The sequence below is a fragment of the Streptomyces sp. NPDC038213 genome, assembly GCF_055600495.1.
The window spans coordinates 35,075-47,223 of record NZ_JBVJYM010000006.1; the positions used below are offsets into that span (position 1 = coordinate 35,075).

Consider the following 12,149-nt stretch of genomic DNA (forward strand, 5'->3'; position numbering starts at 1 on the left):
GGGGTGGGACGGCCTGGGGCGGGCGGGAGTGCCGGGGGCCGGTCCGGCTGCGGGGTCAGCGGCCGCCGCCGCGGCCTCCGCGGCCGCCGGTCCCGCCGTTCCCCCCGCCGCCGCCCTTGCCGTTCTTGCCGCCGCTGCCGTTTCCGCCCCCGCTGCCGGAGCGGCCGCCTCCGCCGCCCCAGCCGCCGCGGCCGCCACCGGCACCCCCGCGGCCGGACCGGCCCTGCGGGCGGCGGCGCGGTACGGCTTCCGGGGCCGCCTCGGGCGAGGAGAAGCCGCCCGCCACCACGGGCCGCACCGGTGCCGGCGTGCCGCCGGGCCCGTCCTGCGCGGGCAGTCCGCCCGGGGCCGCACCGGCGGCCGGGCGGGTGGTCGCCGCCTGGCGGGCGGCGCTCGCCAGCACGGAGGCGTTCGGGATGAGGGGGGCGCAGCCCTGGCACATCTCGGCGAGGGTCCACACCTGGCCGACGGCCGGGTTGTGCACCAGCACGAGCAGGACCGAGCCGGTGCAGTCGGTGCGCACGGCCTCGTGCAGCGCGCACTGGGCGGCCCGGCAGGCGCATGCGGCGTTGGGGCGTACGACGGCCAGGCGGGCGTGGGCGCGGGCGTGCTCGGCCGCGAAGCGGCGCATGGCCGCGGTGTCGCGCGAGCGCGGGGGCATGCGGCAGGCCTGGGTGCTGCACGTGACGGAGACGCTGTGATCGGTGTGCCCGGTCAGCCGGACCGTCCACGTCCGCCCGGGCACGCGGGAGCCGGGGATGAGGGTCAAGGGAGCCGTCCGTTTCGCTGCTGCGTCGAGGTGTGCTGATGTGCTGGGAGGTGGTGGCGGGTCTTCACGGGTGCCGGGTGCTGAGAGCGGATAGGGGCTGGCGGATGTGGCTGGCTGGTGGTCGTGAGCGGCGGGTGCCGGTGTGCGGCCGCCGCGCTCGCGGGCGGGTCTGGCAGGGCGGCGGATGCCGCGCGGGCTGCCGGCCGGCGCCGTGCTCGACCGGCTCTTCCGGGCGGGTCCGGGCGCCGTGGGCGCCGACTGCCGACGGTCCGCCCGACTACCGGTCAAGCCGCCTTTTTCGCACGTCACAGCCGTGGCTGTCAACGGCCCGCGCCCACCGGGGGCCCGTTTCCCGGCGGATCGGCCCCGCCCGCGCGGGCCGCGGAAGGCTGCCGGGAGGCCGCGGGGCGGGCGCGCCGTTTCACCCGCTCCGTTCGCCACTATGTCAAGTCGCCCGTGTCCTGGGAAGGTTGCGCGCCCACAATGGCCCGATGACCCCTGCCGCCGTGACGGACCCCGCGCCGGCGCGCGCCGCGCAGACGGATGTCGACACGGGGACGGAGAGGGAGACGGATATGCAGATCGGCATCGCGCTGCCGCAGTACGGGACCCATGCCCGGCCCGAGGTGATCGCCGGCTTCGCGCGCGAGGCGGAGGCGGCCGGGTTCGGCTCGCTGTGGGTCGGGGACCGGGCGCTGGCGCCGGTCGCCCCGGCGGACCTGTATCCGGGGCACACGCCGGAGGATCCGTACCCCGAGGGGTACCGGACCTTCCTCGACCCGCTGACCGTCCTGACGGTGGCCGCCGCGGCCACCACCCGCATCCGGCTGGGGACCAGCACCCTGACCGCGCCCTGGTACCCGCCGCTGCTGCTGGCCCGGTCGCTGACCTCCCTCGACCAGGTGAGCGGCGGCCGGCTGGACGCCGGGCTCGGGATCGGCTGGATGCGCGACGAGTACCGCGCGGTGAACGCCGAGTTCGGGCGGCGGGGGGTGCGGCTGGACGAGCTGCTCGACGTACTGGACGGGTACTGGGGCGGGGGCGGGGGGTCCGGGGAGGTGTTCGCCCATGAGGGGGAGCACTGGTCGATCCCGCCGTCGTACGTGGGCCTGCGGCCGGTGCAGTCCGGCGGGCCGCCGGTACTGCTGGGCGGCTTCGGGGCGGCCGCGATGCGGAGGATCGGGCGGCGGGCGGCCGGATGGGCGGGCGTGGTCCTGCCGCCGGAGGCGGAGGGCCCCCTGTGGGCGCTGGCGCGGCGGTCCGCGGAGGAGGCCGGGCGGGATCCGGACGGGCTGCGGCGGTACGTGCGGTACAACGCGAAGCCGGGGGAAGCGGTGGAGGCGGTGGCGCGGGTGGTGGCGGGCGTGCGGGAGGGTGGGGCGGAGTGCTGCTTCCTGGACTTCCAGCAGGGGGTGGCGGAGCCGGTGGAGGCGTTGGCGCAGGGCCTGAAGGTCTTGGAACTGGTACGGGCGGGGTGAGTCCCTTCCCGAACTGGGGCCCGCCCCAGACCCCGCGCCTCAAACGCCGGCGAGGCTGGATTTCGCCGGCGCCGATCGAGCCTCCACGTGGCCGCACGAAGCAGTCGACGGGAGCGAAGACCAAGCCCGCGCGGCGATTGGGCGCACCGGGCGCGGAGCGCACGGAGACGGGGTTCGGGGCGGAGCCCGGGGACGGGGTCAGTGGCGCGGGGCCAGTTCCGCCATGGCGTTCCAGCCCCGGCCCGGGACCTCCACGTTGATGATCTCGGGGGTGGCGGCGATGGCGCCCGCCATGGCCTCCAGGCCGGCCGCGAAGTGGTCCGAGGCCACGTGGACCGCCCCCGCCTCAGCATCGGCGAAGGCTTCGAGCAGCGTGTAGTGGTGCGGGTCCTCGACACTGCGGGACCAGTCGAAGAAGAGGTTGCCCGGTTCCTCGCGGGTGGCCCGGGTGAAGGGGCCGACGAGGTCGAGCCAGCCCTCGCTGTGCTCGGGGCGGACCTGGAAGCGTACGGCGATGAAGATCATGGGTGCAGGGTCCCGGACCGGACCGCCCGCCGCACGCGGCGCGCCCCCGGATTCCGGCAGAGCCGGAAAACCAGCCCACTGTCCGGGTGCGGGTCGGGTCCGGCGATGCCAGTGCTAGAGGCGGCCCGCCGCGGCGCGGGTGACGGCCTCGCAGATCTCGGCCTGCCGGGTGCGGAAGCCGGCGGTGGGGAGGGACACCGACAGCGCGTGGACGGCGTCCCCCGCAGGCCCTTCCGGGTCGCCGGGGAGGGCGACGGCGAGGCACGTGTACGCCGGGTCGGCTTCGCCGATCGAGACGGCGTACCCGAGGGCCCGGACCCGCGCCAGCTCCGCTTCCATGCGCTCGGCACCGGTGATGGTGCGCTCGGTGAGCCGGGCCATGCCGTGGTCGGAGAGGTAGCGGCGGCGGGCGGCCCGCGGGAGGGCGGCCAGCAGGGCCTTGCCGTGCGCGGTGGCGTGGGCGCGGGCGTCCTGGCCCGGGGTGAAGGGGTTCGCGGTGTCGGTGACGGGGGCGGTGGTGTCGACGACCGTGACGAGCCCGGCCCGGTAGACGGTGTGGTACGCCTCGGCTCCGGTGGCGCGGCGCAGCCGGGACAGCAGTTCGGCGGTACCCGGGGCGGTGCCCGCGTGCCGGTGGAACCCGCGGTGCAGGGCGGGGACACGGGGTCCGGGCGCGTAGCCGCGGGCCGTGCGGACGAGGAGGCCGCGGGCGGTGAGGGCGCTCAGGAGGTGGTACACGGTGGAGGGCGAGCAGTCCGCGGCGCGGGCGAGCGCCCTGGCCCCGACCGGCCCCGGCGCGTCGGCCACGGCGTCGAGCACGGCGAGGGCCCGCTCGACGGACTGGGGCCCGGAGGAGGCCCTGGTGGGCGGCGGGCCGGAGAGCGGTCCGGCAGGCGGTGGTCCGGTAGGCGGCATGGGGCGGATATCCCGGTGGCTGGCGAGGGAGGCGGACACGGGCGGGGACGCGGCGGAGGAGGCGCGCGAAGGCGTGCGGAGGGCCTTCGAGCGTACCCGGGGCCCGCCCCGGCCCCGGCCCTGGCCCCAGGCCGGGCTGGGCCGGGAAAGGCGGGGCTGCCAGGCGAAGCGGGCCGGGCGGGTCAGGCGGGTCGGGCCGCGCGAGGCGGGCGGGTCGGGCCGCGCGAGGCAGGCTGGCCAGGCAGGCCGGGCAGGGCACGGCTGCCGGGCCGGGCGGACCCGGGCTTAAGAGTCTGTCGGGCCGTGCCAGATCGTGGTGATGTTGCAGAACTCGCGGATGCCGTGGCCGGAGAGTTCGCGGCCGTAGCCGGAGCGCTTGGTGCCGCCGAAGGGGAGGGCGGGGTGGGAGGCGGTCATGCCGTTGAAGAAGACGCCGCCCGCCTCCAGGTCGCGGGCGAAGCGGGCGGTCTCGGCCCCGTCGCGGGTCCAGACGTTGGAACTCAGGCCGAACGGCGTGTGGTTGGCGCGCTCCACGGCCGCGTCGAGGCTGTCGACGCGGTAGAGGGTGGCCACCGGGCCGAAGGCCTCCTCCTGGTCGATGCGCATCTCGGGGGTGAGGGCGGCCAGGACGGTCGGCTCGTAGAACCAGCCCTGCGGGAAGGCCCCCGGCCGCCGGCCCCCGCACAGCACCACGGCGCCCTTGTCCACCGCGTCGTCGACGAGCTCCTCCAGGTCGGCGCGGCCCTGTTCGGTGGCGAGGGGGCCGACGTCCGTGCCCTCGGCCATCGGGTCGCCGACCTTCAGCGCGGCCATGCCCGCGGTGAAGTGGCCGGCGAACTCGTCGTACACGTCGGCGTGGACGATGAACCGCTTGGCGGCGATGCAGGACTGGCCGTTGTTCTGCACCCGGGCGGTGACGGCGGTGCGGGCGGCCCGCTCGACGTCCGCGGAGGGCATGACGACGAAGGGGTCGCTGCCGCCGAGTTCCAGCACGGTCTTCTTGACCTCGTCCCCGGCCGCGGCGGCCACCGCGCGGCCCGCTGGTTCGCTGCCGGTGAGGGTGGCGGCGGCCACCCGGCGGTCGCGCAGGACCGCCTCGACGGCCCCGGACCCGATCAGGAGGGTCTGGAAGCAGCCCCGGGGGAAGCCGGCCCGGTGGAAGAGGTCGCCCAGGTAGAGCGCGGTCTGGGGGACGTTCGACGCGTGTTTGAGCAGGCCGGTGTTGCCGGCCATGAGCGCGGGTGCGGCGAAGCGCACCACCTGCCAGAGCGGGAAGTTCCACGGCATGACGGCGAGGACGACGCCCAGCGGCCGGTAGCGCGTGAGGACCGCGGAGGCCCCGGAGTCGGCCGCGTCGGCGGCGGACGGCTGCTCGTCGGCGAGGAGGGATTCGGCGTGTACGGCGTACCAGCGCATGGACTTGACGCACTTGGCGGCCTCGGCTCGGGCCGCCGCGAGGGGTTTGCCCATCTCGGTGGTCATGGTGCGCGCGATCTCTTCGAGGTCGTCCTCCAGCAGGCCGGCGGCGCGCTGGAGGAGGGCGGCCCGCTCGGCGAAGGACGTGGTGCGGTAGGTCCGGTACGCGGCCTCGGCCTCGGCGAGGCGGTCCTCGACCTCCTGCGGGCCGTGCGCCTCGTAGGTGCGCAGGGTCTCGCCGGTGGTCGGGTTCACGGTGGCGATGGCCATGGGAGGGTCCTCCGCGGGTGGGCCGGGCAGGGGCCGGGGCCCGCCCGGCGGCCGGTCGCCGACCGGTCGGGCCACCCTTCGACCCTGCGGCCGCCGCGCCCGCTCCGCAAGGCGGGGGTACGGGCGCGGGCGGGGGCCCGGGCCTGCGGGGAGGGGTTGCGGCGGCGGGCTCCCCGCCGTGCGGACGCGCAGAGGAGCCGCCGGTCACGCGCCCGCGAGCAGGAGGCCTCCCATGGCGAGCATCGTGGCGGCGACCAGGCCGTCGAGGACCCGCCAGGCCGCGGGGCGGGACAGCAGGCCGGTGAGCAGCCGGGCCCCGAAGCCGAGGGCGGTGAACCAGGTCAGGCTGGCGGCTGCGGCGCCCGCGCCGAAGGCCCAGCGCAGGTCGCCGCGGTCGGAGGCCAGGGAGCCCACGAGGAGGACGGTGTCGAGGTAGACGTGGGGGTTGAGCCAGGTCATGGCCAGGCAGGTGAGGACGGCGGCGCGGGCGGAGCCGGCGGCCGGACCGTCGGCACTGAGGCCGCCGCCGGGGCCGGGGCGCAGCACCCGGCGGGCGGCGAGCAGTCCGTACCCGATGAGGAAGGCGCCGCCCGCGATGCCGACGGCGGTGAGTGCGGCGGGCCAGGCGGTGACGGCGGCGCCGACCCCCGCGACGCCGAGGGCGATGAGCGCGGCGTCGGAGACCGCGCAGATGGCGACCACGGCGAGGACGGCGTGGCGGCGGGCGCCCTGGCGGAGCACGAAGGCGTTCTGGGCGCCGATGGCGACGATGAGGGTGAGTCCGGTGCCGAATCCGGCGAGGGCCGCCGCGGGGATGCCGTTGTTCATGCTCTCGACCGTACTGACCTGCATCTCATCAGTACAGCTAAGGATTCTTAGGGGTCATTAGCTACGCTTACGTTCATGATGGACGAGCTGCCGCTGGACCAGGTCCGCACCCTGCTGGCCGTGGTGGACGAGGGCACTTTCGACGCCGCGGCCGCGGCCCTGCACGTGACGCCGTCCGCGGTGAGCCAGCGGGTCAAGGCGCTGGAGCAGCGCACGGGCCGGGTGCTGCTGATGCGGACGAAGCCGGTCCGCCCGACGGATTCCGGACAGGTCGTGGTCCGGTTCGCGCGGCAGCTGGCGCGGTTGGAGCGGGACGCCCGTACGGAGCTGGGGCTGGACGGTGCGCAGGGGCCGGTGCGGCTGCCGATCGCGGTCAACGCGGACTCCCTGGCGACCTGGTTCCTGCCCGCGCTCGGCGGGGTCCCGCAGGAGCCGCCGGTCTGCTTCGAGCTGCACCGCGAGGACGAGGCGCACACCACCTCGCTGCTGCGGGAGGGCCGGGTCCTGGCGGCGGTCACCTCCTCACCGGACCCGGTGGCGGGGTGTTCCGTACGGCGGCTCGGCCGGGCCCGGTACCTGCCGGCGGCGCGTCCCGAGTTCGCCGCGCGGTACCTGGGCGGCCCGCTCTCCGACTGCCTGCCGCACGCGCCGGTGGTGGTCTTCGACCGGCGGGACGAGCTGCAGGACGCGTTCGTCCGGGAGCTGACCGGGGGCGGGCGAGGCGCGAGCCCCGTGCGGCACCTGATCCCCGCCTCGCAGAGTTTCGCGGAGGCGGTGGCCGCCGGGCTGGGCTGGGGCCTGGTCCCCGAGCCGCAGGCCCGGCCGCTGATCGCCGCGGGGGAGCTGGTCTGCCTGGATCCCGAACGGCCCGTGGACGTAGCGCTGTTCTGGCAGCAGTGGAAGCTGGACTCCCCCGCCCTGTCCGCGGTGGCCCGGGCGGTCGCGGCCGCGGCGGCGCAGGCCCTGCACACCCCTTGAGCCGCCGCCGGTCCGCACCGCCGCAGGCCGGCCCGCAGGCCGGCCCGCAGTGGCCGGAAACCGCCCCCGCGCCGGGGGCCGAAACCCCTGCCGCTTCCCTGGTTCCAAGATCACTGACAGGATGTCACCGACCGCCTGCGGACCGTGCCGGGCCCGGGGGGCCGGGCTCCGCTGCCCGTCCGCCCCCCACCCCTTTCTGCGTCCGCCCCAGGAGGCCGTATGGACCGCGAGCAGCCGCTGATACTCGACCCGCAGGGCGCCGACCGGCTCGCCGAGCACGCGGCGCTGCGCGAGCGCGGCGCGCTCACCCGGGTCGACGTCCTCGGCGTGGAAGCCTGGTCCGTCAGCGAACCCGCCCTGCTCAAGAGCCTGTTGACGGATCCCCGGGTGTCGAAGGACGCCAAGCGGCACTGGCCGCTCTTCCCCGACCGGATCGTGGGCGTCTGGCCGCTGGAGTCCTGGGTCGGCGTCTCCAACATGTTCACCGCGCACGGCGCCGAGCACCAGCGGCTGCGCCGCCTGGTCGCCCCCGCCTTCGCCGTCCGCCGCATCAACGCCCTCGGCCCGCACATCGAGGAGGTCACCGACGGCCTCCTGGCGCAGCTGGCGGAGCAGCCGCGCGGGGCGGTCGTCGACCTGCGCGAGGCACTCGCCTTCCCGCTGCCGATCCGGGTGCTCGGCAAGCTGATGGGCCTCCCGGAGGAGGTCCAGCGGGCCTTCCGGTCGCTGGTGGACGCGGTCTTCGACACCACCCTGAGCGCCGAGCAGGCCACGGCGAACATGCAGAACCTGTACACCGTCCTCACCGACCTGGTGAAGGACAAGCGCGCCGAGCCCGCCGACGACCTGACCTCGCTGCTCGTCTCCGCCCGCGACACCGAGGGCGACGGCAGCGCCCTCACCGAGCAGGAGCTCCTCGACAGCCTCCTCCTGGTGATCAGCGCCGGGTACGAGACCACGGTCAACCTCCTCGACCAGGCCGTCACCGCCCTCCTCGACCACCCCGCGCAGCTCGCCCTGCTGCGCTCCGGCGAGGCCGGCTGGGACCAGGCCGTCGAGGAGACCCTGCGCTTCCAGGCGCCCATCGCCCACGTGCCGATGCGCTTCGCGATCGAGGACATCCCCGTGTCGGACGCGCTCACCATCCGGGCCGGGGAGGCGATCATCGCGTCGTACGGGGCGGTGGGCCGCCACCCGGCCCTGCACGGCCCCACCGCGGACACCTTCGACCTCACCCGCGCGAGCAAGGAGCACGTGGCCTTCGGCTACGGCGCCCACTACTGCCTCGGTGCCGCACTGGCCCGCCTGGAGGCCGGGATCGCCCTGCCGCGGCTCTTCGACCGCTTCCCCGGCATCGCCCTCGCCGTCCCCGCGGCGGAACTGCGCCCCCTGCCGTCGATGATCGCCAACGGGCACGAGACCCTGCCGGTCCTCCTGCACGGCTGAGCCGCGGGTGCGGGCCCCGCCCGGGGCCCGCACCCCGCCCCCCTCCCCTCCGCCTGCGCGACACCTGACATGCATGAAGCCGCCGGATCGGGTTCATACATCTCACGTGGCTGAGGACCTGGAGCAACTGATCAACGCCATCGCGGCGGCCGTGCAGAGCGGCGACGAACCGCGGGTGGGCGCACTGCTGGGGCGCTTCTCCCAAGTGGCCGACGTACCGGCCCTGATGCGCCTGCGGCGCCGGTTGTACGAACAGCCCTGAGGCCTGTCCCTAGGGCCGGGCGGGCCAGGCCGCGAGGAAGGAGCCGACGGCCTTGCCGAAGCGCTCGGGGTCGTCGACCCAGGGGTAGTGGCCCGCGCCGGGCTGTACGGCGTACTCCGCCGCGCCCGCGGGGAAGAGGGCGGCGATCTCCGCCACCGACTCCGGCGGGCTGTTCAGGTCGAACTCCCCGGCCAGCACGAACACCGGGGACCGGTACGCGGCCAGGCCCGCGCGCGCCGCGGGCGGGTCGAAGGCCCCTTCGGCGGCGAAGTACCGCACGGCGTCCGGATTGGCGGGCGGCCGGGCGGCGGGATGGCGCTGCGCCTCCTCGTCCCAGCGGCCCCAGAAGAAGGGGGCGAGGGCCGCGAAGTCCGCGCTGCGGCCCTCGGTGAGCGCCTCCAGGGCCGCGTAGGCCTCCGGGAACCAGGGCTCGTCGCGCCGCTGCCGGGCCAGCGCCCGCCGCGCCTCCCCCTCGACCTCGACGCCGACCGCGGCGGCGCTCGGGGTGACCAGCACCAGCCGGTGGACGGCGCCGGGGTGGCGCAGGGCGTACTGCACGGCGACGTTCGTCCCCGCGGAGTGCCCGAGCACGTCCGTCCGGGCGAGGCCGAGGTGCCCGCGCAGGGCGGCGACGTCCTCGACGAGCCGGTCGCAGCGGTAGCTGGCCACGTCCCCGGGTATCGCGGACCCGCCCGTTCCGCGCGGGTCGAGGAGGATCAGCCGACGCCCGTCGGACAGGCCGCCGAGGTCTCCGAGGTAGCCGGAGTCGGTGGGGCCGCCGGGGATGCACAGGACGGGATCGCCGCTGCCGGTCTCGCGGTAGGCGAGGCGGGTTCCGTCGTACGAATGGAAGAAGGGCACGGTCCCCAGCATCTGCGCCCGGGGGCGGAGCGGCAACCGGATGGATCACCGGCGCCGTCCGTGACCGGCTGCGCGACGTTCGCAATCGTTCATGTCTTTGACGAACACGTTTTCGTAACGGCTACAACCATCCGGCACTCTTGCGTGTCATGTGAAGGGGAGTGCGCGGGGCCGCACTCGCTTCGGACCAAGGGGATGGGAAGCCTCACCATGAATCACCGGATATCCCGGCGCGCCCGCATCGTGTCGGCGGGCGTCGCGGCCGGGGTGCTCGTACCGTTCGCGACGGCCGCCGCGCCCGCGGCCGCCGCGGCGCCGACGGTCATCTGCACCTCGGCCAAGGCCGGTCTCGCCGCGAAGCTGCAGCGCGACATCACGGCCGCGATGGCGAACCGCAAGGGGGCCATCTCGGTCGGCCTGCACGACCGGAAGACCAAGACGACCTGCCACTACCGCACGGGCTCGGCGTACGACTCGGCGAGCGTGGTGAAGGTGACGGTCCTCGCGGCCCTGCTGTGGGACGCGAAGAAGACGAACCGCTACCTGACGCAGCGCGAGACCGAGCTCGCGACCGCGATGATCACGAAGTCGGACAACAACTCCACCTCGGCGCTCTGGCGCCAGCTGGGGATGACCAAGATCAAGGGCTTCCTGGCCGCGGCCGGGATGAAGCACACCGTGCCGGGCGCGAACGGCTACTGGGGCCTGACCCAGATCACCGTGCCCGACGAGCAGCAGTTGCTGTCGCTCATCACCGCGAAGAACACGGTGCTCAGCGACAACGCGCGCGCGTACATCCTCAAGCTCATGAACAAGGTCGTGGCCTCGCAGCGCTGGGGCACCCCGGCCGGAGCCCCTTCCACGGTCAAGGTGCACGTCAAGAACGGCTGGCTGCCGCGCGCCACGAACGGCTGGCGGGTCCACAGCGTCGGCGCCTTCCAGGGCGGCGGCCAGGACTACTACATCTCGGTGCTGACCCACGGGAACAGCTCCATGGAGTACGGCGTGGCGAGCATCCAGGCCGTCTCCAAGGTCATCCACAAGGCCCTGGTGCCGACCACGGTGGCCCCGCAGCGCTACACGCCGACGACGAAGCCGTCCGAGGTCATCCCGCCGGTGCCGCAGCAGTAGCGGCCCGGCGTCCGCGGGGCGCCCGCGGCGCACGGGGTACCGCACACACCAGGGGCGCCCGGTCCGGTACCGATCAGGTCTCGACCGGGCGCCCCCGCGTTTCCGTGGCGCGGCGGGGCAGTTGTGCCGGGTGTGGAAGAACCGGGGTTCGCCGCTCTCGACGGCGCGTACTGGCAGCACCCGCACCGGGAGGACTGCGCGCGCTGCGCGCTGCTCCGCGAGGCGGCCGAGGCCGGTCCGGAGGAGGGCTGCGGGGCGGTCCGGGCCCTGGAGCTGCTGCGCGGGGCGCTGGCCTCCGACGAGGGCCGGCGGGTGCGGACCGTCATGCTGCTGTGCTCGGTGACGACGGTCGTGGCGGCCACGGCGAGCGTGGTCCTGCCCGGCTGAGTCCCCGGCTCCCCGCCCCGGCCGGGTGGGAAGCCGCGAAGCGGCCCCCGGCGGCCCGCCGCCTGTGCCACGCTGGCCGCAGGCGAGCGGCACTGGGGGCGACGGTGGAGCACACGCAGGCGGGGCGGGGCCGGGGGCACGGACAGGACGGGGGGCCGGAGGACGGCTCCGGTCGCGGGGGCCACGGGTCCGGCGGGCCGCAGGCAGCGGGTCCCGGGCCGGGGCCCGACGGCGGCCCGGCGGGGCCGGGCACTCCCCCGGAGCCGTACCCGGACCCCTTCGGGAACGCGCTGCCCGGGCGGATCGCCCGCAGCCGGCAGTACGAGCCCGACGACGAGCCGCGCCAGCGGCAGGACTTCCTGGCGGGCACGGCCCTGGCGGCCGGGGCGGCGCTGGTGGTGCCGGGCGGCGGGGACGCGGTTCCGGGGCTGCGGCCGATGCTCGCGCTGCTCGTCCACGAGGACGGCCGTACGTACGGCCCGGCCCCGCAGCTGCGCGAGGCCTTCGCCCTGCTCGACGAGGCGGGTCCGGCGGAGGCGAGCGCCCGGCTGTCCATCGGTACGGCCTGGTCGGCGCTGGGCGGGCTGGATCCGCTGGTCAAGCTCACCCTGGAGTTCGAGGGTCTGGGCGGGCACGCCCGTACGGCGCAGCTGGTGCTCCCGGCCCGCCCGTACTCCTCCGTCTGGCACTCCGTCGCGGAGGGCGGGCTGCTCGGGATCACCTCCGCGGAGCGGCTCCAGCCCGCGGCCTCGCGGCCGGGGGCGACCTTCGCGGACGCGCTGGGCTGCTGCCTGCTGGTGGCGGTGGGCAGCTCGCCCGTGCTCGACCACCTCCTGACGGTGTACGACTGGCCGCGCGGCTGAGCCTGCGCGGCTGGTCCTGC

General features: G+C 75.8%; 13 protein-coding genes. 7 read left to right on the forward strand and 6 right to left on the reverse strand.

Annotation, left to right across the window (positions count from 1 at the left end; genetic code table 11):
* Nucleotides 1-55: 55 nt before the first annotated feature.
* Nucleotides 56-769 (reverse strand): hypothetical protein, encoded by a 714-nt coding sequence (locus tag ACZ7JZ_RS11720; protein WP_470936541.1) that lies wholly within the window; start codon nucleotides 767-769, stop codon nucleotides 56-58.
* A gap of 491 nt (nucleotides 770-1,260) precedes the next feature.
* On the opposite strand from ACZ7JZ_RS11720, the gene ACZ7JZ_RS11725 reads away from it, so the two are divergent.
* Nucleotides 1,261-2,247 carry a TIGR03619 family F420-dependent LLM class oxidoreductase gene (locus ACZ7JZ_RS11725; RefSeq protein ID WP_470936544.1) on the forward strand — a complete coding sequence of 329 codons (987 nt, stop codon included), beginning with the start codon at nucleotides 1,261-1,263 and terminating at the stop codon, nucleotides 2,245-2,247.
* 198 nt (nucleotides 2,248-2,445) lie between these two features.
* Here the strand turns inward: ACZ7JZ_RS11725 and ACZ7JZ_RS11730 are convergent, their stop codons facing one another.
* From ACZ7JZ_RS11730 to ACZ7JZ_RS11745, 4 genes are all read right to left on the reverse strand, one after another.
* Nucleotides 2,446-2,772: a putative quinol monooxygenase gene (locus tag ACZ7JZ_RS11730; protein ID WP_470936547.1), complete on the reverse strand. Its 327-nt coding sequence runs from the start codon at nucleotides 2,770-2,772 to the stop codon at nucleotides 2,446-2,448.
* A gap of 114 nt (nucleotides 2,773-2,886) precedes the next feature.
* Nucleotides 2,887-3,687, reverse strand: coding sequence for an IclR family transcriptional regulator (locus tag ACZ7JZ_RS11735; protein ID WP_470936550.1), 801 nt, complete (start codon nucleotides 3,685-3,687; stop codon nucleotides 2,887-2,889).
* A 285-nt stretch (nucleotides 3,688-3,972) separates the two neighbouring features.
* Nucleotides 3,973-5,373, reverse strand: coding sequence for an NADP-dependent succinic semialdehyde dehydrogenase (locus tag ACZ7JZ_RS11740; RefSeq protein ID WP_470936553.1), 1,401 nt, complete (start codon nucleotides 5,371-5,373; stop codon nucleotides 3,973-3,975).
* Between the two features lie 204 nt (nucleotides 5,374-5,577).
* Nucleotides 5,578-6,201 (reverse strand): LysE/ArgO family amino acid transporter, encoded by a 624-nt coding sequence (locus tag ACZ7JZ_RS11745; RefSeq protein WP_470937395.1) that lies wholly within the window; start codon nucleotides 6,199-6,201, stop codon nucleotides 5,578-5,580.
* 78 nt (nucleotides 6,202-6,279) lie between these two features.
* Between ACZ7JZ_RS11745 and ACZ7JZ_RS11750 the strand changes: the two genes are divergently transcribed.
* The 3 genes from ACZ7JZ_RS11750 to ACZ7JZ_RS11760 all read left to right on the forward strand — a co-directional run bounded on the left by ACZ7JZ_RS11750 (nucleotide 6,280) and on the right by ACZ7JZ_RS11760 (nucleotide 8,887).
* Entirely contained in the window at nucleotides 6,280-7,179 is a 900-nt protein-coding gene (locus tag ACZ7JZ_RS11750; RefSeq protein WP_470937398.1) for a LysR family transcriptional regulator ArgP, read from the forward strand.
* A gap of 219 nt (nucleotides 7,180-7,398) precedes the next feature.
* Nucleotides 7,399-8,625: a cytochrome P450 family protein gene (locus ACZ7JZ_RS11755; RefSeq protein ID WP_470936556.1), complete on the forward strand. Its 1,227-nt coding sequence runs from the start codon at nucleotides 7,399-7,401 to the stop codon at nucleotides 8,623-8,625.
* Between the two features lie 106 nt (nucleotides 8,626-8,731).
* Entirely contained in the window at nucleotides 8,732-8,887 is a 156-nt protein-coding gene (locus ACZ7JZ_RS11760; RefSeq protein ID WP_470936559.1) for a hypothetical protein, read from the forward strand.
* Between the two features lie 9 nt (nucleotides 8,888-8,896).
* Here the strand turns inward: ACZ7JZ_RS11760 and ACZ7JZ_RS11765 are convergent, their stop codons facing one another.
* Nucleotides 8,897-9,748: an alpha/beta fold hydrolase gene (locus tag ACZ7JZ_RS11765; protein ID WP_470936562.1), complete on the reverse strand. Its 852-nt coding sequence runs from the start codon at nucleotides 9,746-9,748 to the stop codon at nucleotides 8,897-8,899.
* A 210-nt stretch (nucleotides 9,749-9,958) separates the two neighbouring features.
* Between ACZ7JZ_RS11765 and ACZ7JZ_RS11770 the strand changes: the two genes are divergently transcribed.
* The 3 genes from ACZ7JZ_RS11770 (at nucleotide 9,959) to ACZ7JZ_RS11780 (ending at nucleotide 12,129) form a co-directional block, all read left to right on the forward strand.
* Nucleotides 9,959-10,879, forward strand: coding sequence for a serine hydrolase (locus tag ACZ7JZ_RS11770; RefSeq protein WP_470936565.1), 921 nt, complete (start codon nucleotides 9,959-9,961; stop codon nucleotides 10,877-10,879).
* A gap of 132 nt (nucleotides 10,880-11,011) precedes the next feature.
* Nucleotides 11,012-11,266, forward strand: a complete 255-nt coding sequence (locus ACZ7JZ_RS11775) for a hypothetical protein (RefSeq protein WP_470936568.1) — start codon at nucleotides 11,012-11,014, stop codon at nucleotides 11,264-11,266.
* 104 nt (nucleotides 11,267-11,370) lie between these two features.
* Nucleotides 11,371-12,129, forward strand: a complete 759-nt coding sequence (locus ACZ7JZ_RS11780) for a hypothetical protein (protein WP_470936571.1) — start codon at nucleotides 11,371-11,373, stop codon at nucleotides 12,127-12,129.
* Nucleotides 12,130-12,149 lie beyond the last annotated feature (20 nt).